Annotated in this window: 18 protein-coding genes; 11 read left to right on the top strand and 7 right to left on the bottom strand. The window is 64.7% G+C overall.

Annotated elements, in window-relative coordinates:
- The first annotated feature begins 169 nt into the window (after nucleotides 1–169).
- From LGM56_RS27200 to LGM56_RS27220, 5 genes are all read left to right on the top strand, one after another.
- Nucleotides 170–8,224 (top strand): hemagglutinin repeat-containing protein, encoded by an 8,055-nt coding sequence (locus tag LGM56_RS27200; RefSeq protein ID WP_226207228.1) that lies wholly within the window; start codon nucleotides 170–172, stop codon nucleotides 8,222–8,224.
- A complete protein-coding gene (locus tag LGM56_RS27205; protein WP_226207229.1) occupies nucleotides 8,221–8,493 on the top strand; it encodes a hypothetical protein in 273 nt (90 codons plus the stop codon). Before LGM56_RS27200 ends, LGM56_RS27205 begins: the two co-directional genes overlap by 4 nt.
- A 234-nt stretch (nucleotides 8,494–8,727) precedes the next feature.
- Complete coding sequence (locus tag LGM56_RS27210) at nucleotides 8,728–9,279, top strand: hypothetical protein (protein WP_226207230.1); 552 nt, start codon at nucleotides 8,728–8,730, stop codon at nucleotides 9,277–9,279.
- Between the two features lie 53 nt (nucleotides 9,280–9,332).
- Entirely contained in the window at nucleotides 9,333–11,081 is a 1,749-nt protein-coding gene (locus LGM56_RS27215; protein ID WP_413226804.1) for a ShlB/FhaC/HecB family hemolysin secretion/activation protein, read from the top strand.
- A gap of 124 nt (nucleotides 11,082–11,205) precedes the next feature.
- Nucleotides 11,206–12,066 (top strand): hypothetical protein, encoded by an 861-nt coding sequence (locus LGM56_RS27220; protein ID WP_089495974.1) that lies wholly within the window; start codon nucleotides 11,206–11,208, stop codon nucleotides 12,064–12,066.
- A gap of 277 nt (nucleotides 12,067–12,343) precedes the next feature.
- Here the strand turns inward: LGM56_RS27220 and LGM56_RS27225 are convergent, their stop codons facing one another.
- Entirely contained in the window at nucleotides 12,344–12,868 is a 525-nt protein-coding gene (locus LGM56_RS27225; RefSeq protein ID WP_306427112.1) for an XRE family transcriptional regulator, read from the bottom strand.
- A gap of 445 nt (nucleotides 12,869–13,313) precedes the next feature.
- Between LGM56_RS27225 and LGM56_RS27230 the strand changes: the two genes are divergently transcribed.
- Nucleotides 13,314–14,117, top strand: a complete 804-nt coding sequence (locus LGM56_RS27230; RefSeq protein ID WP_089495977.1) for an ABC transporter substrate-binding protein — start codon at nucleotides 13,314–13,316, stop codon at nucleotides 14,115–14,117.
- A gap of 39 nt (nucleotides 14,118–14,156) precedes the next feature.
- A complete protein-coding gene (locus LGM56_RS27235) occupies nucleotides 14,157–15,005 on the top strand; it encodes a phytanoyl-CoA dioxygenase family protein (protein WP_089495978.1) in 849 nt (282 codons plus the stop codon).
- Nucleotides 15,006–15,087: 82 nt separating this feature from the next.
- On the opposite strand, the gene hutC is transcribed toward LGM56_RS27235, so the two are convergent.
- Complete coding sequence (gene hutC / locus LGM56_RS27240) at nucleotides 15,088–15,825, bottom strand: histidine utilization repressor (protein ID WP_069252748.1); 738 nt, start codon at nucleotides 15,823–15,825, stop codon at nucleotides 15,088–15,090.
- A gap of 30 nt (nucleotides 15,826–15,855) precedes the next feature.
- Nucleotides 15,856–16,398 carry a helix-turn-helix domain-containing protein gene (locus LGM56_RS27245; protein ID WP_226207231.1) on the bottom strand — a complete coding sequence of 181 codons (543 nt, stop codon included), beginning with the start codon at nucleotides 16,396–16,398 and terminating at the stop codon, nucleotides 15,856–15,858.
- A gap of 134 nt (nucleotides 16,399–16,532) precedes the next feature.
- Here LGM56_RS27245 and LGM56_RS27250 point away from each other — a divergent pair, with 134 nt between their 5' ends.
- The 3 genes from LGM56_RS27250 to LGM56_RS27260 are packed head-to-tail and all read left to right on the top strand — an operon-like array spanning nucleotide 16,533 to nucleotide 18,966.
- Nucleotides 16,533–17,315 carry an aldolase gene (locus LGM56_RS27250; RefSeq protein ID WP_226207232.1) on the top strand — a complete coding sequence of 261 codons (783 nt, stop codon included), beginning with the start codon at nucleotides 16,533–16,535 and terminating at the stop codon, nucleotides 17,313–17,315.
- 50 nt (nucleotides 17,316–17,365) lie between these two features.
- Nucleotides 17,366–18,262, top strand: a complete 897-nt coding sequence (locus LGM56_RS27255) for a dihydrodipicolinate synthase family protein (protein ID WP_089495981.1) — start codon at nucleotides 17,366–17,368, stop codon at nucleotides 18,260–18,262.
- Nucleotides 18,259–18,966: an MOSC domain-containing protein gene (locus LGM56_RS27260; protein ID WP_226207233.1), complete on the top strand. Its 708-nt coding sequence runs from the start codon at nucleotides 18,259–18,261 to the stop codon at nucleotides 18,964–18,966. The genes LGM56_RS27255 and LGM56_RS27260 overlap by 4 nt, the downstream gene beginning before the upstream one ends.
- Before the next feature lie 41 nt (nucleotides 18,967–19,007).
- Here the strand turns inward: LGM56_RS27260 and LGM56_RS27265 are convergent, their stop codons facing one another.
- Nucleotides 19,008–19,772 carry an SDR family oxidoreductase gene (locus LGM56_RS27265; protein WP_226207234.1) on the bottom strand — a complete coding sequence of 255 codons (765 nt, stop codon included), beginning with the start codon at nucleotides 19,770–19,772 and terminating at the stop codon, nucleotides 19,008–19,010.
- A gap of 402 nt (nucleotides 19,773–20,174) precedes the next feature.
- Here LGM56_RS27265 and LGM56_RS27270 point away from each other — a divergent pair, with 402 nt between their 5' ends.
- Nucleotides 20,175–20,879, top strand: coding sequence for a YceH family protein (locus LGM56_RS27270; protein ID WP_089495984.1), 705 nt, complete (start codon nucleotides 20,175–20,177; stop codon nucleotides 20,877–20,879).
- 91 nt (nucleotides 20,880–20,970) lie between these two features.
- Here the strand turns inward: LGM56_RS27270 and LGM56_RS27275 are convergent, their stop codons facing one another.
- The 3 genes from LGM56_RS27275 to LGM56_RS27285 are packed head-to-tail and all read right to left on the bottom strand — an operon-like array spanning nucleotide 20,971 to nucleotide 23,242.
- Entirely contained in the window at nucleotides 20,971–22,236 is a 1,266-nt protein-coding gene (locus LGM56_RS27275) for a hypothetical protein (protein WP_226207235.1), read from the bottom strand.
- A complete protein-coding gene (locus LGM56_RS27280; RefSeq protein WP_226207236.1) occupies nucleotides 22,236–22,688 on the bottom strand; it encodes a hypothetical protein in 453 nt (150 codons plus the stop codon). The genes LGM56_RS27275 and LGM56_RS27280 overlap by 1 nt, the downstream gene beginning before the upstream one ends.
- Nucleotides 22,688–23,242 carry a hypothetical protein gene (locus LGM56_RS27285; RefSeq protein WP_226207237.1) on the bottom strand — a complete coding sequence of 185 codons (555 nt, stop codon included), beginning with the start codon at nucleotides 23,240–23,242 and terminating at the stop codon, nucleotides 22,688–22,690. The genes LGM56_RS27280 and LGM56_RS27285 overlap by 1 nt, the downstream gene beginning before the upstream one ends.
- Nucleotides 23,243–23,363 lie beyond the last annotated feature (121 nt).

Raw genomic sequence — 23,363 nt, forward strand, 5'->3', positions numbered from 1 at the left:
GACAATCCTATTCGCTTTCGTGCGAGCTTTGTATGCGACGTACGTCAATTGGACGAGTCTGATTTTTATTGTTTCGTAGTATTTAAGAAACGTTTGTCGTTGTGTAACGCTTTGCTTTCGATGCTTCGGGTTATGGTTCATCGGTCGAATTCAGACCAGCAGAAGAACGATGAACAAAGAGACCCACCGTCTGGTGTATTCCAGACGCCGAGGGATGGTGGTGGCGGTTGCAGAAACCGCGACTGCTACGGGGAAGTCAGCCGATGGTGAGACTCGTGCTCTTCGCGTGTTGCGCAGCGCGTCGATTGTGGCCATCGCCACCGCGCTGGGCGTCATGCCTGCAATCGCACCGGCGCAAATCGTGCCGACACCGGGCGCGCCGACACACGTCCTCCAGACGCCGAACGGCTTGCCGCAAGTCAACATCGCCGCACCAAGCGGCGCGGGTGTATCGATCAACAACTACAATCAATTCGACGTCCAACGCAACGGCGCGCTGCTGAACAACTCGCCGACGATGGTCCCGACGCAGCAGGCGGGGATGATTAACGGCAACCCGAACTTCGGGCCCGGACAGTCGGCACGCATCATCGTCAATCAGGTCAACAGCACGGCTGCAAGCCAGATTCGCGGCTACGTGGAGGTCGCAGGCAATCGCGCGGAAGTCGTGCTCGCGAACCCCGCCGGCATCGTGGTGGACGGCGGCGGCTTCATCAACACCAGCCGCGCCACATTGACGACTGGCCAACCGTACTACGGCGCTGACGGCTCGCTTGCGGGCTATCAGGTCAACCGTGGACTGATCACGGTCCAGGGCGCGGGCCTGAACGCGTCGAACGTCGACCAGGTGGATCTTATCTCCCGTGCCGTACAGGCCAATGCGGCGATCTATGCAAAGAACCTGAACGTGATCGCCGGTTCGAATCAGGTCGACCACCATGCACTCGCTGCCACGCCGATTCAAGGCGACGGCGCCGCGCTGGGTGTGGCAATTGACGTCAGTCAACTGGGCGGCATGTATGCCGAGCGCATCCTGTTGGTTTCGAATGAGCGCGGTGTTGGGGTTGCCAATGCCGGAACAATCGCCGCGCAGTCGGGCAACCTGACGCTGCAGTCGAATGGCCAGCTCGTGCTGACCGGCAAGACGAGCGCCGCCGGCAATCTCGCGGTCACGGCGCAAGACGGCATCCAGAACAGCGGCACAACGTACGGGCAGCAAAACGTCTCGGTGTCGACGGCCGGTACGCTGTCGAATAGCGGCGCATTGGCGGCGCAGCAGGCGCTGAACGTTTCGGCCGGCAGCGTTGCGTCGACCGGCTCGCTTGGCGCCGGTGTCAATGCGGATGGCGCGGTCAGCAGCAATAGTGACCTGACCGTCACCACTGCCGGCCGGTTGACGGCGACCGGCCAGAACGTCGCGGGCGGCAACGTCACGTTGACGGGCAGCGGTATCGATCTGTCGGGCTCGAAGACGGCTGCGAACGCAAACGTTTCGCTGCTCGCGCAGGCGGGCAACCTCAACCTGACGAACGCGACGACCAGCGCGCAACGCGCGATCGAAGCGCGTGCCGCGGGCACGCTCGTCAACGACCACGGCACGCTGTCGAGCCAGGCCGGCACGACGCTCGAGGCAGGCGCCCTGTCGAACCGGGGCGGACAGGTCTCCGCAGTCGGCCCGCTCGCAATCAATACGTCAGGACAGGTCGCGAACCAGGACGGGACGCTCGTGACCGACGGCGCCCTGACGCTGAATGCGGGTGATATCGAGAACGTCGCCGGCACGATGCAGAGCGGCGGCGCCCTGTCGGTGTCGGGTACATCGCTCGACAACTCGGCGGGTCGGATCGTGTCACTCAATGGCGACGGCCTGTCGTTGTCCACGACCGGCCAGCTGACGAATGCCGGGGGTACGACGGCGACCGGTGCGCAAGGCGGCGTGATCGGCGGCAACGGCGACGTGACCGTGAAGGCCGGCGCTGTCATCAACCGCGGCAGCCTGACGGCACGGCAGGCGCTGAAAGTCACGACGGCCCTGCTCGACAACCGCGACGGCGCAATCGCCGCGGACCGGCTGAACGTAAAGGCCACGGACCTGCACAATGCGCACGGTTCGCTCACACAGTACGGCAATCAGGACACGACGCTCGACGTCAGCGGCACGCTCGACAACGCGAGCGGCACGATCCAGACCAACGGCACGAACCTGACGCTCGCGCCGGCGATGCTGAACAACGCAAGTGGCACGATCATTCACGCTGGTACGGGCGCGTTGATCCTGATGCCCGGCCTCGGGTCGGGGCGGCTGACGAACGCCGGCGGCTCAATCGTGAGCCGCGGGTCGGTCGGGTTGTCGGCGGGCACCTTCGACAACATCGGTGGCATGCTGGCTGCGCTCGGTTCGGTCTCGGCGAGCGTTGGCGGTGAACTGAACAATGCGGGCGGCTCGGTCGCGGCCAACGGTGACGTGTCGCTCGACGCTGGCACTGTGACCAACACCCAAGGCGGGCGGCTCGGCGGCGCGAACGTGCAGCTTCGTACGGACAGCTTGATCAATGACGTCGGTCGAATCGGCGCCGATGGCGACGTCGATATCACGACGACCGGAGCGGTATCCAATGCGGGTGGCCAAATCGGCGCGACGCGAAATCTTTCCGTCAACGCGAGCTCGCTCTACGGCGGTGGTGCGTACAGCGCGGCGAACGACCTGGCGCTGTACCTGCAAGGAGACTTTACGAACACGTCGGACTACCAGTTCAACGCCGGTCGCAATCTGGCGTTTACGCTGCCGGGTACGTTCAACAACGTCGGCGGCCTGATGGGCGTGAACGACCTGAGCATCGACGCCGGCGACATCGCCAACAGCGGCACGATGGCGGCCGGCGGCCTGCTGCGTACGCAGTCGGACGTGCTGATCAACACCGGCACACTGGTGGGCGGCAGCGTATCGCTGGCCGCAGCGTCGACGATCGTGAACCTCGGCCCGACCGCGCTGATCGGTGCGTCGGACAGCGACGGACTGCTCGAGCTGCTCGCGCAGAACATCGAGAACCGCGACGATACGACCGCGACCGATACTCCGGCGCTGACCGCGATCTACGGCCTGGGTCGCGTGGTGCTGGCGGGCGGCAAGGATGCGGCCGGCCACTACACGAAGGCTGCGCATATCCTGAACCAGTCGGGATTGATCCAATCGGACGGCGACATGGCACTGCATGCCGGTCTCGTGACGAACACGCGTCGCGAGATGCAGACGGCGTGGACCTCGCAGGTTGATGCTGCGCTGCTCGAGAGTCTTGGCATCAGCCTTTCCGGCCGCACTGGTCAAGTCGGCGTGAAGAATCCCGACAGCATCGGCGGTGTCTACGTCGAGCCGCCGCACGGTGGCGAATACAACAGCACGTACCAGTACACGACCTATGCGGGCACGCCGCTGGCGAACCTGATCTCGAAGATCACCCCGGAAGCGCAGATTGTGTTGGGCGGCAACCTGAATGCTTCGTCAGTCGACACGTTCCAGAACTACTGGAGCCGGGTGACGGCAGCCGGTGACATCGCGATGCCCGGCACGCTCGATCAGGACAGCTGGAAGGGGCAGCTTGCGCCCCAGATCAAGGTGACCTACACCGGCAATTACTGGTACCGCAACTACGACGGCACCAAGTTCTGGAGCTATTCGTTCTGCGATACGCCGGGCTGCAACGCGCCGTCGGACCTGCGCGAGTACGCGCTGCCGGGCTACGAATCGAGCTTCGTCGCAAACGGTACGCTCTCCGGCACGGGCGTGAGCATCGACAACCCGGCCGGCAATGCGGGGATTCCATCGATCGGGCTGCCGCCGGGCGTTGACGTGAGCGCCGTCGGTGGCGGCATCGACCGGGTAATCGCTAGTGCGACGGCAGTCGACGTGCTGACGAACCTGACGATTCCGCAGGGCGGCCTGTTCCACCCGAACCCGGTGCCGAACGCGAACTACCTGATCGAAACGAATCCGGCATTCACGAACACGCGCTCGTTCATGTCGAGCGACTACTACCTGCAGCAGCTCGGGCTGAACCCGGACCGGACGGAGAAGCGTCTGGGCGGCGGATTTTATGAGCAATGGCTGGTGCGCAATCAGCTCACCTCCCTGACCGGCAAGGCGGTGCTGGGGCCGTACACGGACATCGAATCGATGTACCGGGCGCTGTTGTCGTCCGGTGCCGATCTGGCGAAGTCGCTCAATCTGCCGCTCGGGATCGGTCTGTCGGCCGAACAGGTCGCACAGCTCACGAGCAACGTGGTGCTGCTGGAGACGCGCGTCGTCGACGGTCAGTCCGTGCTGGTGCCCGTGGTGTATCTGGCCAAGGCAAGCCAGCAAGACATGAACGGCCCGCTGATCGCCGGCGGCGATATCGATCTGAAGGAGGTGCAGTCGTTCTCGAACAGCGGCACGATCCGCGCAGCGGACAGCCTGTCGATCGGTGGCCAGAGCCTCCACAACCGCTTCGGCGCGCTGCAAAGCGGCGGCCAGATGACGCTGGCGACGACCGGCACGGTCGACCTGACCTCGGCGAGCGTGAAGGCCGGCAGCCTGGCGCTGGTGGCCGGCGGCGACCTGATCCTCGATACCGCGACGCAGACGCGAAGCCAGACAAACGCCGACGGCGCGACGCGTGTCTCGACGACGCTCGGGCCGCAAGCGAGCATCGACGTCGCCGGCGACGTGGCGATCGTGACCGGCGGCAACTTCCAGCAGAACGCCGGCAATCTGAGCATCGGCGGCGATCTCGGGATGCAGGTCGGTGGCGACTGGACGCTCGGCGCGCAGCAGGTCGGCGAGCATAAGGTGGCCGAGCGCGCAAACGGCGTATCGGACACGGACATCAACCGAAGCGTCGGCAGTTCGGTCAAGGTCGGCGGTGTCTCCGGCATCGCGGTCGGCAACGACCTGACCGCGCACGGTGCACAGATTGAACTGGGTGGCGGTGGCGCCGTCGCCGCTGGCGGCACCGTGACGCTGGGTGCTGCGAGCGAGACGTCGACCGTGAACAGTAACAGCTCGGGCGGCGGCGGTGGCCGCAGCTATGCGGAGACGCTGCATACATCGGATCAGGCCTTGACCGGCACGACGCTGACCGGTGGCGACAGCGTGGCGATCGTGGCCGGCAAGGACCTGAACGTGATCGGTAGCGCGATCAGCCTGGACCAGGGCAATGCGACGCTGGCGGCGGCTGGCGACGTGAACATCGGTGCCGCAACCGAGACGCACGACCTGAACTCGCACGAAACGCACAGTCGCAGCGGTGTGGTGAGCGGCACGAAGGTCGCAAGTGGGATCGACCAGACAATGACGCTGAATCAGGGCAGCCTGGTGTCGGCGGATGGTGTGACGATCGCGAGTGGCAAGGATCTGAATATCCAGGGCAGCACGGTCGTCGGCACGAACGACGTCGCACTGAGCGCGGCGCGCAACGTGACGGTGACGACAACGCAGGATACCCTGGAGTCGTCGAGCTACTACCAGAAGAAGGAAACGGGACTGATGTCAGGCGGCGGCCTGTCGGTATCGGTGGGTAGCAGTTCGCTGAAGACGACCAGCCAGACGAGCGAGGTGTCGAACAATGGCAGCACGATCGGTTCGTTGAACGGCAATCTGAGCGTCACCGCCGGGAATGACCTGCACGTGACGGGCAGCGACCTGATTGCCGCGCAAGACATCAGCGGCACGGGCGCGAACGTGACGATCGATGCGGCGCAGGACACCGGTCATCGTCGCGAGACGCAGGAAGTGTCGAAGAGCGGGCTGACGCTGGCGCTGAAGGCGCCGGTGATCGACGCGGTGTCGAACGTGGTGGACCAGTCGCGCGCGGCCAGCAAGCGTCAGGATGGTCGAGCAGCAACGCTGCACGGGATGGCGGCCGCCAGCGGCGCGATCGATGCAGTCGGCGCGGGCGCGGCCGCGCTGGCCGGAGGCGCAACGCCCGAATTCAAGGTCGATGTCAGCGTCGGCAGCAGCCATAGCAAGAGCGCGTTCACGGAGGACAGCGTGACGAATCGTGGCTCAAGCGTGAATGCGGGCGGAACGGTGGCGTTTGCGGCGACGGGCAATGGGCAACCGGGTAGCGGCAACGTGACGATCGCCGGTTCCGACGTGAACGCGACCGACGTGATTCTGGCAGCCAAGAATCAGGTCAACATCGTCAATACAACGGATACCGATTCCACGCGCAGCACGAACGAGTCGAAGAGCGCGAGCGTGGGCGTGTCGGTGGGCACCGGCGGCTTTGGCGTGTCGGCGGCGATGTCGAAGGCCAACGGCGACGGCAACAGCGATCTGGCCACGCAGAACAACAGTCACGTGAACGCGGCGAATACAGTCACGATCATCTCGGGCGGCGATACGAACATCATCGGCTCGAACGTGAGCGGCAATCAGGTGAATACCGACGTGGGCGGCAACCTGAACATCGCGAGCGTGCAGGACACGCTGTCGAGTGCGGCACATCAGTCGAGTTCGGGCGGCGGCTTCAGCGTCAGCCAGGGCGGCGCCAGCGCGAACTTCAGTCAGAGCAAGGGCAACGCGACGGGCAGCTACGCGGGCGTGAATGAACAGGCCGGGATTCAGGCGGGCGATGGCGGCTTCAACATCAACGTCGCGGGCAATACTGACCTGAAAGGGGGGGTGATCGCAAGCGATGCGGACGCGTCGAAGAATGCGCTGACGACGGGGTCCCTCTCCTTCTCGGATATCCAGAATCAGTCGAGCTACGATGCGAGCTCGAGCGGCTTCAGTGCGGGCGCGACGACCGGTGACGGTGGGATGAACTACAGCACGCATGGCAGCGGATCGGGCAAGAATGCCGGTGGTGCATCGCCGATGCTCGGCCAGCACGACAGCGGCAGCGACAGCGCGACGACGCAGAGCGGCGTGAGCGCGGGAACCGTCACGATTACCGATTCCGCAAACCAGCAGCAGGATGTGGCGAGCCTGAACCGCGACACGACCGATACGAACGGCACGGTGGCCAAGCTGCCCGACATGCAGAACCTGCTGGACCGGCAGGCGGACATGATGGCGGCGGCCAGCGCGGCAGGTGAAGCGGTGTCGCGGCGGATCGGCGACTACGCGGACAAGATGATGGAGGAAGCGAAAGCGAATGGCGACCAGGCCGGCGTCGACGCGTGGAAGGAAGGTGGTGCGAACCGCGCGCTGATGCAGGGTGCTGGCGCGGCACTGGTGACGGGGCTAGCCGGCGGAAACGCTGTGGGTGGTGCCGCTGGCGCGGCGATATCGTCGATCGCCGCAGGCAAGCTGAACGACCTGAGCAGCGCGATCGCGGGCAGCGATCCGACCGGCAACGCCAACCTGAATCAGGCGCTGGGCAACATCGTGGCGAACGTGATCGCGACGGGGGCGGGTGGGGTTATTGGCGGCGAGTCGGGGGCGTTTTCTGGGTATAACGTTGATCGGTTTAATCGGCAGTTGCATCCGGACGAAAGGGTGCTCGCGAAGCAACTGGCTGCAAAGAGCGGTGGCAAGTACACGCTAGAGCAAATCGAGGACCAGATGCGGATCATGAGCGGCTCGATTGCCGGAGACCGAGAGTTAGGTACCCCTGATACGTTGGTCGGACAGATGCCCACTGATTCTGGAGCACGGTGGCAATACGCAGGCACGACGGATGATGGCAAGCCGATACTGACACAGATCACGGTACAGCCGAATTCGGAGTTGCAAAGCTTCATTCTGAGGAATTCCGGGGAGGAACAGGGTGGCGTGCCGAACATCACTTATGACCAGACCGGCAAAGACGGCTCTGGTATCAAGCTGACCGGGCCGTTCACGAAGTTCGACAAGTCGGATGCGAACTCTATGAGGAACACGACGGCGGATGCGACGTCGATCTTTTCAACGAATGTCGCGAGGTTTGGTGCGGCTGTTACTGCGATGGCGGCGATTCCATCACCATACTCTGGTGGTTTTTCAGTAGCAGCTTATGCGGCTACGGTTGCTGGATTTTATGCCGATGCATTGGGGCAAATCGTTAAGCCAGACGTAGGCCAATACACCGTATCCGGCATCACCGGTCTGATCGCTGGAAATTTGTCAGATCGAGCACCGGGGTTCGGCCCGGCGATAAATGAAACGGCGAACATGTTCAACAACAGCAGTGCAGGTCAGCAGATGAAGAATTCCATGAATAAATACTGGAATGATTTCGTTAATTTTTGGAAAAATAAATGAAGATTCGATTTATTGAAGATGGGAATTTTTCAGGATGGGTTCGGGCGATCCTGCTTGTCATCGGTCTTCTAATAATTTTTGTCGCATGCAAATACGTGCCACCAGCACCGTATGGAGGATTCCTGGTGTTGCTTGGGTTGGGAGTTGCGGCAGTTGGCGGGTATGCGAGCAGAGCACATTTGCTAAAAATCAAACCTTTTGACAATAGCTACAAGAGGGCTCGCAAGAGCTACGAATCAGGCGGCGACAAAGAGGAAGTAAAGAAGTGAGTGAAATATGGTCACATTTGTAACAAACATGATTGCAATGGGGAGGCTGGTGGGGTTGTGGGTGGTGAGTCGATGACGTTTTCGGGGTACAACGTCGATCGATCCGGTTTGCTGAAGGGAAGAGGTCAGGGCGATAGCGTTTTACGTAAGCTAGCCGGGCGGACGGTGAACTCACTATTCGTATCGAATGGGTGAAAGTTTTTTAATATTAAGAAAATTGATTTTTAAGTCATCGTGAAAATAAAATTCATTGCTGCGATTCTCTTCCCGCTCCTTGGTGCATGTTCCGTGCTTGCCCCGGATCTCGCGGGTGAAAACCAGGGATTGAAAGGTCAGGCTGCCGAGAGCTTGGAGCAGTTCTATGGGACTTACCGGGTGGCCAACATCAAGGGGCGAAGCTGGGACGTATCAACGGTGTCCGTTATCCGGGGCGATGCTGCCGGAAATAATCTCCCGGTGTTTCGTCTCTACAGGAAAGACGGTACGCAGTTCGACACAATCACGCCGCGAGTGTGCGAGACGTCCGATGCACGGAGAAGACCCGAAGGTAGCAACGGGACCTACGTGAGATGTGGGTTAACTGGAATGATGTCCAATGAACCTTTCATCGTCTTCGATAACTTCCCGATGGTAAGTCGGTCAAGTAATCTTCTTTTCAAGGAGAAACCGTTCGAAATCAAGCCGGGTGAGTATCGCTTGTTCCTTGCTTATAAGCACGGTGGTTCCGCAGACTTTGAATTGGTTCGCGTCAACGGTGCTGGCACGAACAAGCCGACAGTAAAGTGACCGCCACTACCATAGTGACTCCCCGCGTGGTTCACACAGTAACGAGCCTCTCCATGAAGCCAATGGTAATGACGCTGGCTTTGGTTTCGCTATCGGCTGGCGCGCAGCAACACCCGCCGACGCCGGCCGATGCCGCAGCCGCTGCACGCGCGAATGCCGAACAACAGCAGCAGTTGCAACAGCAACGCGACGCGCAGCGGCGCGAAGCAGTGATCGACGCGCCGACGGTACGTTCGGACGTCTCGCGTGTCGAGATCCATCCCGCCCTGCCGGAAGAAACGCCGTGCTTCCCGATCGACCGATTCACGCTGGATGTACCCGAGGCACTACCGGATGGGGTGAAGGCCCAAGCCGCATCGGCACTGCCGCAGGACCGCTTTGCGTTCGCGCGCGACTGGCTCGATCACTACGTCGGCGCCTGTGTAGGCAAACAAGGCGTCGACACGCTCGTCAAGGGCTTGTCGCAGGTCATCCTGTCTCGCGGCTACCTCACGACGCGCGTGCTGCTGTCCGAACAGGACTTGTCGTCCGGCATGCTGACGCTCGCACTGATCCCCGGCGTGATCCGCCACGTGCGTTTCACCGACGAAAAACTGCGCGGCACCTGGAAAACCGCCTTCCCGACCCGCGCCGGAGAACTGCTGAGCCTGCGCGACCTCGAGCAGGGGCTCGAGCAGATGAAGCGCGTATCGAACCAGGACGTGTCGATGCAGATCGTTCCGGCCGACGTGCCGGGCGAAAGCGATGTCGTGCTCGACGTAAAGCGCGGCAGGCCGTGGACGGTGGTCGCGTCGATCGACAACTCCGGCACGCGCGCGACCGGCAAGCTGCAGGGCAACCTGTCACTCGGCATCGACAACCCCCTGGGCCTGAACGACGTCTTCAACATCGGCGTGAGCCAGGATCTCGAACTCGGCGACAAGGGACTCGGCTCGCACGGCTGGAACGGCTTCTATTCGATCCCGTGGGGCTACTGGACTGCGACGCTGTCCGCATACACGAACACCTACTACCAGCAGATCGCCGGTGTAAACCAGACCTTCGTCGCAAGCGGTAATTCGAAGACGGTCGACCTGAAACTGCACCGTGTGCTCGCACGCAGCCAGAACGACGTGCTCGGCGCGCAGATTCGCCTGTCGCGCCGTTTCGGCCAGAGCTTCATCGAAGACACGGAGATTCCGCAGCAGCGCCGCAACAACACGTTCGTCGAGCTGGGCCTGACCGAGCGCCACTACTTCGGCGGCGCCCAGTTCGACGGCACGCTGGCCTACCGGCAGGGCGTCGGCGCATTCGGCGCGCAGGACGACATCCTCGCTTTCGGCGGCGGTCCGACCTATCGCTATCGGATGGCCGTGCTGGACGGCAACCTGTCCGTGCCGTTCGCGATCGCGCGGCAGCCGCTGCGCTACGTGACGACGGTCCACGGCCAGTACACGGGCAACACGCTGTACTACATCGACGATCTGACGATCGGCGGCCGCTACACGGTACGCGGCTTCGACGGCGAGACGATGCTCGCCGCGGCACGCGGCTTCTACTGGCGCAACGAACTGCAGGCGCCGATCGCCCAAACTGGGCACGCTGCCTATGCGGGTCTCGACTACGGACGCGTGTGGGGTCCGCAACCGGTCGCGCTGGTCGGCACGCAATTGGCAGGCGCTGCGATCGGGATCAAGGGCAGCGTCGGCACGCGGTTCGGTGCGTACGCCTACGACCTGTTCGCCGGCACGCCGGTCTATAAGCCGTCGGGGTTCGACACGGCACGCGTGACGGTCGGCTTCCAGTTGACCTCGCAGTTTTGATCGTTGAATCGACGGGCGATGTCAGTGCTGTCCGGCACGTCTGCGCGTCGCCGTCCGCGAGGCGACGTCGCCTCGTCCTAACCACACCTCCCCCCATGAGTGGGGAAACCTGGAGAACCATACGATGCAGGAATTCTTTCGCTCCCCCCGTCTTCTCGCGGTTGCGCTGATCACGGCAACGCTGTCCGCGTGCGGCGGTGGAGACGACGGCAGCACACCCGGTACGGGATCGTCCTCGTCGTCCTCATCCGAAACCACTGCCCCGTCCGCACAAGCCGCGTGCAGACCGAACGGCAGCTTTACCTATTCCGGTTCCGCGTCTTCGGTTACAGCCAGCAACGGACAGTTCGCCGTGGTGGTTGTCCCGAGTCTGCCCACGGAGTATCAGAAAGGCCGAAATTTCACGGCACCGGCGGCACCGGCCTCGAGCCAGGTTCAGCAAGCAAGCGGTGCGTTTACCACGCTGGCCTCCTCGGCCGCGGCAACCGATTGCCTCGGCCTCGACCACGGCATGGTGACCGACATCCAGGGTGTGGGCAGTGACGTCGCGATTGGTCGATGGGTTCAAGCCATGGACACGGACGGCAATACCTACAACATCCAGCAGGGCGTCCACTACGCGGTCGGCACGCCGCTGTCGTTGTCGGCGACGAGCGGAACGCTGGTCTGCACGCAATTGATCGCGGATACCGTCGCCAATAACAACGGCGGCCCGGCCGGCACGCTGGGAACGACTTCAGCCACGCTCGATCTGGGCACGCGCACGCTGAACGACCTGAGCCTGTCGATCAATCTGGCCAATACCCCGTACACGCTGACGAAGTCCCAGACGCCATTGAATGCCGCTTCGACCGAGGGACAGTTGTCCATCCAGTCGGTTGTGGTGGGACATGACATGGCGCAGCCGATGGTGGCGCTCGGCTACTCGGCAACGCTGCCGAATACGCAGGGGATTGGCGGTGTCGTGGTGTTGTCGTGCCGATGACGACGCCTGCGGTTGCAGCAACAACACGACGCGTGGCAGCGTCGTCGTCGCGCCCGGCGGATTCGGGGGAGGACAAGGCATTGACGGCGTTCCTCATGGACCAGATCGCATCGATCCTGTCGGAGCGTCACGAACCGCGTCCCCATTGCCCGCGATGTAGCGGTAGCCACATCAGCAGCGCGGGATTCAAGGTGCGGCAAGTCAGTCGGCGGCCGATGTTCGAGTGCGTGACGGAACAGGTGCTGCCACCGGCCGTCGGGTAAAGCACCCGGTGTGGCTACCCCCACACTTCCCGAGAAAGATGCAGATCCTTCGACCACGCGGCGAGACTCTTCCAGATGTTCCGCAGCGGCGTGCCTGAGCGCTCGGCGGCTTCCTCGGCGGCTTTCACCACCACCGGCAGCGGCACTTCGTCGAGGATGACGGAAAACTGCGATTCATATCCCGTCGGAATCCGTCCGGTAGCCAATGCGTCGGCCAGCAGCCGTTCGGTCAATTCACCCTTGTAACTGACGTTTGAACTCACAACGGCCTTGTAGAGACCGTTTTGCGGCTGCCGCGGTAGCGCAAGGAGTTCGATGCCGAGCACGCTGAGCAGCGTAATCAGCTTGTTGACGCCGAGATCCTTGACTTTGCCAGATTCGAGCTGGTTCACGGTGAGGCGAGACAAGCCGGCGAGTTTCGCAAGTTGGGCCTGCGTGAGGTCGAGTTCTGCCCGCCGTTTTGCGACAGCCTGACCAATTTCATAGCGTTGCGTGGCGACCTCCTGCCGTGGGGTACGGCGATCTTCTATGTAAGGTATGTCTTACATCTCTGGGCGGGTTTTCGTCGTCGGGGAATTCCACCGTGGTCTAGGGCGCATCGCCCACACCGCTGGACACGCTTGGTCAAGACCGTGATGAGATCGCCGCTATAGACATCGTCACCCTACAGATATCGGGAAAATCACGCCCTGTGGCGGGCGTGCGTCGCACAGGGTAAACACCGCAAAGAGCCAGAAAAATCCCGCCAGACAGCCCTTTTGTAAGCGCAACCCAATTTTTCCTCCCTGATTTTGGCCCCCCGCGCACCCGCTACTCACCCCACCCCCATTTCCCCCGCTTGCGCACAAAAATTGAGCGGTCTAGACTGCATCGCAGTTTCATCGAAGTCCCTGTCTTTCGCGCACCGCGCCGGGTGATCCGGCGTAACGCTCCCCACCGGACGCCGGCGTTCACCCGCCGCGTCGAGACCATCAAGGACACGCCATGAACCGCACTGCAAAGCTCCTCGTTACCGCGCTGGCGTTCGCGCCGCTCGTGTCGTTCGCGCAGGACACGTCGACGATCCGCTGGGGCATCGACCCCACGTATCCGCCGTTCGAGGCGAAGCAGCCCGACGGCTCGCTCGCCGGCTTCGACATCGACCTGCGCAATGCGATCTGCGAGCAACTGCATGCGAAGTGCGTGTGGGTCGAGCAGGGCTTCGACGGGATGATTCCGGCGCTGCGCGCGCGCAAGTTCGACGTGATCATGTCCGCGATGACGGCCACCGACGAGCGGCTCAAGCAGATCGACTTCTCGAACAAGCTGTATGCGTCGCCGGGTGCGCTCGTCGCGCCGGCCGGTTCGACGCTGCTGCCGACCGCCGCGTCGCTCGCGGGCAAGCGCGTCGGGATCGACCAGGGCACGACGCAGGAGGCGTACGCGAAGGCCGAATGGGCGACCAAGGGCGTGACGATCGTCTCGTACCAGAACCAGGACCAGGTGTACCAGGATCTCGTCAACGGCCGCCTCGACGCGACCTTCCAGGACAAGACGCAGGCCGGCTACTCATTCCTGAAAACGCCGCGCGGCAAGGGCTATGCGTTCGCGGGCCCCGACGTGACCGACGTGCGGATCACCGGCTACGGCGTCGCGATGGGTGTGCGCAAGGGCGATGAAGCGATGAAGAAGAAGCTGAACGACGCGATCGTCGCGATCCGCGCGAACGGCACGTACCAGAAGATCGCCGCCAAATATTTCGACTTCGACATCTACGGTGCGAAGCAGCAACTGACGTCCGCACCGTGAATCAGTGATTCCGTGATTCACTCCATCGACAGGCACACCATGACGAGTATCCAGGACCGCGTCGCGCAAGCCGTGACGCCCGAACTGATCGCCGCGTTCCGCGAGGAAGGCGCGGTCTGCATCAAGGGCATCTTCTCGCCCGACGAAGTCGCCGCGCTGCGCGCCGGCATCGACACGAATCTCGCGCAGCCGAGCGAGCGCGCGAAAGTCGCGAGCCGGCCCGACGATCCGGGCTGGTTCTTCGAGGATTTCTGCAACTGGCAGCACAACGACGCGTATCGCGACTTCATCGTGCGCTCGCCGGCGCCGTCGGTCGCCGCCGCGCTGATGGGCACTGAGCACGTGCGACTGCATCACGACCACCTGCTCGTGAAGGAGCCCGGCACGCGGCAGCGCACGCCGTGGCATCAGGATCAGCCGTACTACAACATCGAAGGCGACGACAACGTCAGCATGTGGATTCCGGTCGATCCGGTGCCGCTCGAATCGACGCTGGAATTCGTCGCGGGCTCGCATCTCGGGCCGTGGCTGATGCCGCGCACGTTCATGGACAAGGAAGCGAAGTGGTTCCCGGAAGGGAGCCTGGCTGACCTGCCCGACATCGAAGGCGACCGCGCGGCGTTTCCGATCCGCCACTGGGCGCTCGAGCCCGGCGACATGGTGTGTTTCCGGATGCTCACGCTGCACGCGTCGGGGGGGACGCAGAACCGTCGGCGCGCGTTCTCGATCCGCTTCGTCGGCGACGATATCCGTCACGCGCCGCGCCGCTGGAAGACGTCGCCCGATTTCCCGGGGCTCGCCGAGCAGCTGCCCGACGGCGCGCCGCTCGATCACCCGCTGTTTCCTGTCGTGTGGTCGCGCGGCGCGGGGCAGGCCCGCGCGATCTGACGCGGGCGGGTGTGCATGACGGACGCGGCGGCCGCTTTCTGACGAAACGGCCGCCGCGTGCTTTTGTACGTGGGGAAAGGGATCAGGTCGGGTGGCGTCCGGCGCCCGGCTTGAAGCGCGAGCCGAGCCGGTAGCGGTTGCCCGGATGCAGGAAGTGCACGAACGTGACGGGCTGCCCGTTCGTCCAGGTGCGGCGCGTGAGTGTGAGGCACGGCTCGTCGGCGCGCATGTCGAGCAGCCGCGCCTGTTCGCCGGTCGGCAGCGACGCATCGACCACGTGCTCGATCTCCAGTTCGTCGTGCGACACGTTGTTGAACAGGTACTCGGACGGCGGCTCGACCTGGAAATCCTGGTCGATGAAGCCGGGCGCGGCGGCCGGGTTCACGTAGCGATCCTCGAGCTGGATCGGGCGGCCGTTTTCCTCGTGCACGCACACCACGTGAAACACCGGCGTGTTGACCGGCAGGCCGAATGCAGCCGCGACATCGAACGACGCGGGCTCGCTCGACTGGCTCAGCACGCGGCAGCGATATTCGTGCCCGCGCGCGCGGATTTCGTCGCGGATGTGCGCGATCATCAGCAGGTTCGACTGCGGCTTCACTTCGGCGACGAACGTGCCGACGCCCGCGATGCGCTTCAGCACGCCTTCCTCGGTCAGCTCGCGCAGCGCGCGGTTGACCGTCATGCGTGCGACGCCGAACTGGGCGGCGAGATCGAGCTCGGACGGGATGCGGTCCCCGGGGCGCCAGTCGCCCGCTTCGACGTTCTGGCGAACGAGCGTCTTGATCTGCTGGAACGGTGCGGTGGCCTTCGTGACCATCGGGGATCCTTGCGCGAAAAGGTGACGATGCTAGTCGTCGTGACTGACGATGACCAGGATCTCCGCCTGCGCGGTGCCGAGGCTGCGCGTGCGGTGCGGGATGAGTGCGTTGAAATAGACTGAATCGCCGGTCTTGAGTTGCACCGTCTCGTTCGGAAATTCGATTTCGACGCGACCCTTGTGCACGAACAGGAATTCCTCGCCTTCGTGCTCGCGGAACGTCGACGCGACGAATTCGTGCGGCGGATGCACGACGAACGGCAACATCTTCTTCGGCGCGACGCCGGCCGCGATGCTTTCGAAGCGGTGGGCCTGGCTGTCGGCTGCGGCGCCCATCGCCGTGCGCTCGCCGGCGCGCGTGACCGTGATCAGCTCGCGATTGCGGTTTTCCGAGAACAACTGCTCGACGTCGACGTTCAGTGCCTTCGATACCTTCAGCGCGACCGCGATCGACGGCACGCTCAGGCCGCGCTCGACTTTCGACAGGTAGCTCTTGGTGAGGCCCGTCTCGTCGGCCAGCACGTCGAGCGTCCAGCCCTTCTGTTTTCTGAGCAGCTTCAGGCGAATCGTCATGGGGCGCCAGGTGTCCTTCGAAAAACCGATTGTAACGCATGACACTATGTGTCCTGTGGTGTATCGTGTGTCATGTTTTGCCGGGAAAGCGGCCGCGGACGGCGCGACCGACCCGATCCATTCAGGAGGTGAACATGGCGGAAACGCTGAATCTGGCGAAGGAGGCGCTGGTCGCGCTGGCGGAGCGGCGTCTGGACAACGCGGTGGGCGACAGCGGCTGGTCCGCGCGGCAGAAGCTCGCGCTCACGTGCCGGATCCTGTTCGACGCCGGTCACGATTCGGGCCTGGCCGGGCAGATCACCTGCCGCGCGGCCGACGCCGGCACGTACTACACGCAGCGGCTCGGGCTCGGTTTCGACGAGATCTCGGCGGCGAACCTGCTGCGCGTCAACGAGGATCTCGACGTTGTCGACGGCGAAGGCATCCCGAATCCGGCCAACCGGTTCCACACGTGGATCTACCGCGAGCGCCCGGACGTGAACTGCATCATCCATACGCATCCGGCGCATGTCGCGGCGCTGTCGATGCTCGAGCAGCCGCTCGTCGTATCGCACATGGATACCTGCCCGCTGTACGATGATTGCGCGTTCCTGAAGGACTGGCCCGGCGTGCCGGTCGGCAACGAGGAGGGCGAGATCATCTCGAAGGCGCTCGGCAGCAAGCGCGCGATCCTGCTGTCGCATCACGGCCAGCTCGTGGTCGGCAAGACGATCGAGGAAGCGTGCATTCTCGCGCTGCTGATCGAGCGGGCCGCGAAGCTGCAGCTGCTCGCGATGGCGGCCGGCGAAATCAAGCCGATGCCTCCGGCGCTGGCGCGCGAAGCGCACGACTGGATTTCGAAGCCGAAGCGCGATGCGGTGACGTTCGACTACTACGCGCGCCGGGCATTGCGGACGCATCAGGATTGCGTCGCATGAGCGGGCGATTCGTCGTTCTTGCCCCAGATCATCGTTGAGGAATACCTATCGTGTCCATCCTGCTGAAAGGCATCATTGCCTACCCGGTTACGCCGTTCTCCGCTGACGGCGGCGTCGACCTGAAAGCACTCGAAGCGCTGATCGAGCGGCTGATTGCCGACGGCGTCCACGCGATCGCCCCGCTAGGCAGCACCGGCGAAAGCGCGTACCTGTCCGACGCCGAATGGGAGGCGGTCGCCACCGCGTCGATTCGTGCGGTGAAGCGGCGCGTGCCGACCGTCGTCGGCATTTCCGATCTCACCACGGCGGGCGCGGTGCGCCGCGCGCGCTTCGCGGAACAGGCCGGCGCCGATGCGGTGATGGTGCTGCCGGTGTCGTACTGGAAGCTCGCCAACGACGAGATCGTCGCGCACTATCGCGCGATCGGCGCTGCCATCGGCATCCCGATCATGCTGTACAACAACCCCGCGACGAGCGGCGTCGACATGTCGCCCGACCTGATCGCGTCGATCTGCCAGACCGTCGACAACGTGACGATGGTGAAGGAGAGCACCGGCGACATCGGGCGGATGCACCGGCTCGCGCAACTGAGCGACGGCGCGATTCCGTTCTACAACGGCAGCAATCCGATGGCGCTCGCCGCGCTCGCGGCGGGTGCGGCCGGATGGTGCACGGCCGCGCCGAACCTGAATGCGGCGTTGCCGCTGGCGCTGTTCGACGCGATGCAGGCGGGCGACCTGGCGCGCGCGAGGACGGTCTTTCATGCGCAGCTGCCGCTGCTGCAGTTCATCGTCAACGGCGGGTTGCCGGTGACCGTGAAGGCCGGGTTGCGCCTGCGCGGCTTCGATGCCGGCGAACCGAGGAAGCCGCTGATGCCGCTCGGCGACGCGCGCACGCGCGAACTCGAACGCCTGCTCGCGGCGCTGCCGGACGGAGTGACGACATGAGCGATACGGCACGACCTCTGATCTCGGCCGCCATCGGCGCTGTGCGGGTCGGCAAGTGCCGGCCGCTGGCCGACACGCCGCACGCCAGTGCGATCGACAAGCAGCCGGTCGGCGCGCGTCTGTGGCTGGGCACGCTCGGCTTTGCCGGCGACGAGCAGGCCGATGCGCGGCATCACGGCGGCCCTGACAAGGCGGTGCACCACTATGCGCACGATCACTATGCGTGGTGGTCGGCGCAGATCGGCACGCGTGACGTGCTCGCGCAACCGGGCGCGTTCGGCGAGAACCTGTCGACGCACGGCGTGACCGAGCACGACGTGTGTCTCGGCGACGTGTTCACGCTGGGCGGCGCCGTGCTTCAGGTGTCGCAGTCGCGGCAGCCGTGCTGGAAGCTGAACGCGCGTTTCGATCATCCGCGGATGGCCGCGCTCGTGCAGCAAAGCGGCCGGACCGGCTGGTACTACCGCGTGCTGCAGGAAGGCTGGGTGGAGTCGGGTGACGTGCTGGCGCTGCATGAGCGCCGCTACCCGCGATGGCCGCTGGCGACGGTGCTCGACGTGCTGTACCGGCGCACGCTCGACATGGCCGCGCTCGATGCGCTGTGCGACGTGCCGATATTGCCGCCCGGCTGGCGCACGATGCTCGAAAGGCGCCGAACGGAGCGGCAGGTCGAAGACTGGACGAAGCGGCTCGAAGGGCGATGACGCGCCGCGTGCCGCGTTCCGCGTTCCGCGTTCCGCGTGACTCAGTGGCTCGGCAGTTCCCGCACGTCGGCCGTCGGTACCGAGCCGAACGCGTCGCTCAGCGCATAGCCGATCAGATGTCGCGCGGCCGCTTCGGGCGTCGCGAGTGCGCCGCTCGACTTCAACTGGTCGAATTTCTCGCGCATCGGGAAGTTGTCTTCGCTGGTCGAGCGGATCGTCGCCTGCATGCCCGTATCGACGACGCCCGGCGCGACGCTGCAGATCCGCAGCGCGCGGTTCGCGTCGAGCGCGACTGCGCGCGCATGGTGATCGAGTGCCGCCTTGGTCGCACAGTAGACGCTCCAGCCCGCGTACGCGTTGCGTGCCGCCCCGCTCGACACGTGCAGGATCCGGCATTCGGTCGTGGCCCCCGCCGCTTGCGTGAGCGCGGCCGACAGCATCAGCGGCGCCGCGACGTTCACGCCAACCGCGCGTGCGACGATCGCCGGGTCTTGCGCAGCGAGCGGGCCGATCGGGTCGACGATGCCCGCGTTGTTGAACAGCAGCACGATCGACGCACCGTCGACGAAGCGGCGCAGCGTGTCGCCGGCCAGCCAGGCCGCGACGGCCGCCGGGTCCGACAGGTCGAGTTCGATTTCGGCGAAGCGGTCGCCGGCTTGCGACGCGAGCGACGGATGGCGGCTGCGCGACACGCCGAGCACGGCGACGCCTTCCAGCAGCAGTTGTTCGGCGAGCGACGCGCCGAGGCCGCGCGTGTGTCCGGTGACGATGGCGCGCACGTGCGGTGCGGAAGAGGATGCGGTCATGGCGGTGAGCGGTTCGAAGAGGTGAACGGGATGAGCGGCGTCGACGCGCGGTGCGCATGCGTGGCGGCATGGCGTGCGTGACGGGCGATGCGTGGTGTGGCGTGCGAAGGCGGTCACGCGGCGCCGCGGGCGTCGGGGTGACGCATATCGTAGCGCTCGCATGCGTGTCGCGCAAACGCGGCCGCGCGTGCGGAGGCGGAATCCGCGGTGCCATGCGTATCCCACGCCGCGTGGCGCCCGCTCGCCGATACGTTGGACGAAAGCCTGCTGCGGCAAGTGCGCGCGCCGGCGCGCCGTGCGGCGCCGGGCCACGCGACGCGAGCTATCATATGGCTCGCCCGTGCGCGATGCCGGACGGGCCGCGACCGTTTCCCTTCACCTGCTGCACGCTGCGACGCCACCATGAACACCACGCCGGATACGCCCACGCCACGCGCCCTTCGCGAACTCACGCCCCTCGAGGCCCGCATTCTCGGTGTGCTCGTCGAGAAACAGCACACGGTGCCGGACACCTATCCGCTGTCGCTGAATGCGCTGACCGCGGGCTGCAACCAGAAAACCGCGCGCTCGCCGGTGATGAACGTGAGCGAGGATGAGGTCACGACCGCGCTCGACGGACTGAAGCACCTGAGCATCGTGATGGAAGGCAGCAGCAGCCGCGTGCCGCGTTTCGAGCACAACATGAACCGCGTGCTCGGCATTCCGAGCCAGGCGATCGCGCTGCTGACGATCCTGCTGCTGCGCGGCCCGCAGACGGCCGCCGAACTGCGCCTGAACAGCGCGCGCCTGCACGGTTTCGCGGACATCTCGTCGGTCGAGGCGTTCCTCGACGAACTCGCGGCGCGCACGCAGCCGCTCGTCGTCCGGCTGCCGCGTGCGCCGGGGGCGCGCGAGAACCGCTGGATGCACCTGATGTGCGGCGAAGTGAACCTGGCCGACTTCGCGAGCGCGGAGGCCGGCGGTGCGGATTCCGTGCCGCCTTCCGAATTCGAAGCGCTGAAGGCGGAACAGAAGCGCCTCGCGGATGAAGTGGCGCGGCTGAATGCGCTGGTTCTGCGGATGGCCGGCGAGCTGGGCATCGACGTCGACGCGCAAGGCGCGTCCTGACATCAGCGGCTGCGGGGCGTATGCATCGCCCGGCCCCGTCGCCACACGGCCGGGCCGGTGCGCGATGTGGGCACGGCCACGCACCGCCGTGTTACTTCAGCTTGACACCCGGTACGAGATAACGCGAACCGCCCGGTTTCAGGATCGGTGCCAGCGCCGCAAAGGGCGCATCGAGTTGCGGCCCGAGGCAGGCGCCCATCGCGTGCCCGATGCCGGAGACGGTGAACGACAGCTTGCCGGGCGCATCGAATTCGAGCGCCAGATACTGCGGGAACACATCAGCACACGCCATCGAATCGCCGTCGCCGTCCGTCGGGTGAGCGCCAGATTCGGCCTTGTCACGCAACCGCGCAATGAAGTTCACCAGCGCGGGGCTCGCTGCCGGTTCGCCGTCCTTGCCCGCCGCAGTCGCGTCGATCACGCGATCCCAGTCGAGATACGTACCACGCAACAGGTCGAACGTGACCGGATCGTAGTGATTGTTCGGATGGGCGCCGCCGCAGTACGTACTACCCGATTCCACGATGCCGAGTGCCGCAGGTGACAGCCACGTGACCGTCACCTGTTCGTCGTCGAAGCCGCCGAGCGAACCGGCGGCCGGCCCGTCGTCGGAATAGCGGGTCGACGCGCATTCGAGCGCGGCGAGATTGATCTGCCAGTGCTGCTGCTCGAGCAGGCGGTTGACGCGTGCCATGATCGCCGGATCGGGATGACGGCTCAGACGCGGATACATGAGCTTCGTGCGCGGGTCGCGCCACATCCGGTACGCAACGGTGCCGTCGCCGATCTCGGGGCCTGCGGGCTGCGCGTGCCCGGCAAGCTTCAGCGTCGCATAAGGCGCCTGCCGCATGTCGATGGCCACGCCGCTTGCGATACCGCTGCCGACGCCACCGGCGATGCTGTTGGTGACGGCATCGACGGCACCGGGCGCAACCGCATCGGGATCGTATTCCGCAACGCGCCGCAGCGTGAAATTGCGTGACTTGCCAGAGCGCGCATCGATCCAGCGGCCGCGATAGCCGGCCTTGTCCCGCGTGCCCTGCCAGGTGGCCGCGGCATGATCGAAATCGGCTTGCTGGCCGAATCCCAACGAACTGCGGGCATCGTCCGGCAATTGCGATCGCACGAGCGGTTCGACCAGTTGCGCGGGCGTGCCGTGCAGCGGAATATCGACGCCGTGCTGCGCATAGAAGTAGCGGCCCGAGATTGAACCATCCGCAGCCGGGCGATCGTCGAGTTCCATCACGACGGCGCCGGCGCCTTGCAGCGTTCCTTCGTAGACCGTGCGCGGCGCGGCATCGACACAGCCCGCGCGCAGCGCGAACAGCACCAGCACGAACCGGATCAGCGGGCGCATCACCAGCGGCACCCGGTTTGTTCGGACGCGTCGACGTCCAGTACCCTGCCGAACGCGGTCTGCTTGCCGGTGCGCGCGCTGGTATAGGTCATCGAATAGATCATCGCGCCTTGCGACATCATCTCGTACCGCCCGTTGATCCTGCCGTCGACCATCTCGACCCAGGTTGTCGTGAACTGGTGCGGGCGGCCCTCGGCGAGCACTTCCTCGTCCACGTGCTCGACCACCAGCGGCAGCGCCGTTTTCGCTTTCGCATAGCGAACCATGCCGCCTGACCAGCCGAGGGCGTCGTCGTAGTAGGTGCGCATCTCGAAGCGCACGGGCTTGTCGCCGTCCGACTTGAAGCAGTACACGTCGGTGGAGACCTTGGCGAACGCGGGCAGCGACGCGCAGAGCAGCAGGGCGGCAAGGATTTTTTTCATGATGAGCCGGTGAAGAATGAAGTGCGGCATCAACCTAGCACGATCCGCGTCGCGCCTGCATCGACGAGCCGGAACAGCAGATCCTCGACGGCCGTCTCGGGCGCGGAGCCGAGATCCGCATTGACGCGCCACCCCTGTTCCGTGCGAACCGGTTCCGACAGGTAGTGAGCGATGCCGTGCAGGCCGTCTTCGGCCGCCGTGTTCTCGTCGTCGACGTCGAACCACGCGAAGAACCACGCCCTAAACGCCTCGACGGCCGCGCTTTCGTCGAGACCATCGGCCTCGATCGCAGCCCAGTCCCACACGAACGGGCGGATCGACACGGCCGCCGTTTCGAGGTCGAACGCCAACGGCTCGAATGCCAGTTGCGTGGCGGAATCGACCATCGCCGGCTGGCCGGCCGATTCGCCTTCCGTGGCAATGAGGTCGGCCCGGCACGGCAACGCGAGCGGCCCTTCGGTGGCGAGCGTGCCGTCGGCCCGCCGGTAGGCCGGTTCGACGATCACGGCCGGTTGCGCCGCCGCTTTCGCGAGCAGGTCGGCATACGGTTGGCGGATGGCGCGGAGCAGTTCGGAGACGGTCATCGTGGCGTATCGGTTGGGCGGGGGCGATCGGTTACAGGCAGTCAGTATGCGGCGCGACCGGCATCGCACGACGGGGCCTTCGGTACCGGACAGCCGTGATCGTACGGCACTTCGACAACAC

The organism is Burkholderia sp. AU38729 (assembly GCF_020419725.1).
In the GTDB taxonomy this organism is placed as follows: Bacteria; Pseudomonadota; Gammaproteobacteria; order Burkholderiales; family Burkholderiaceae; genus Burkholderia.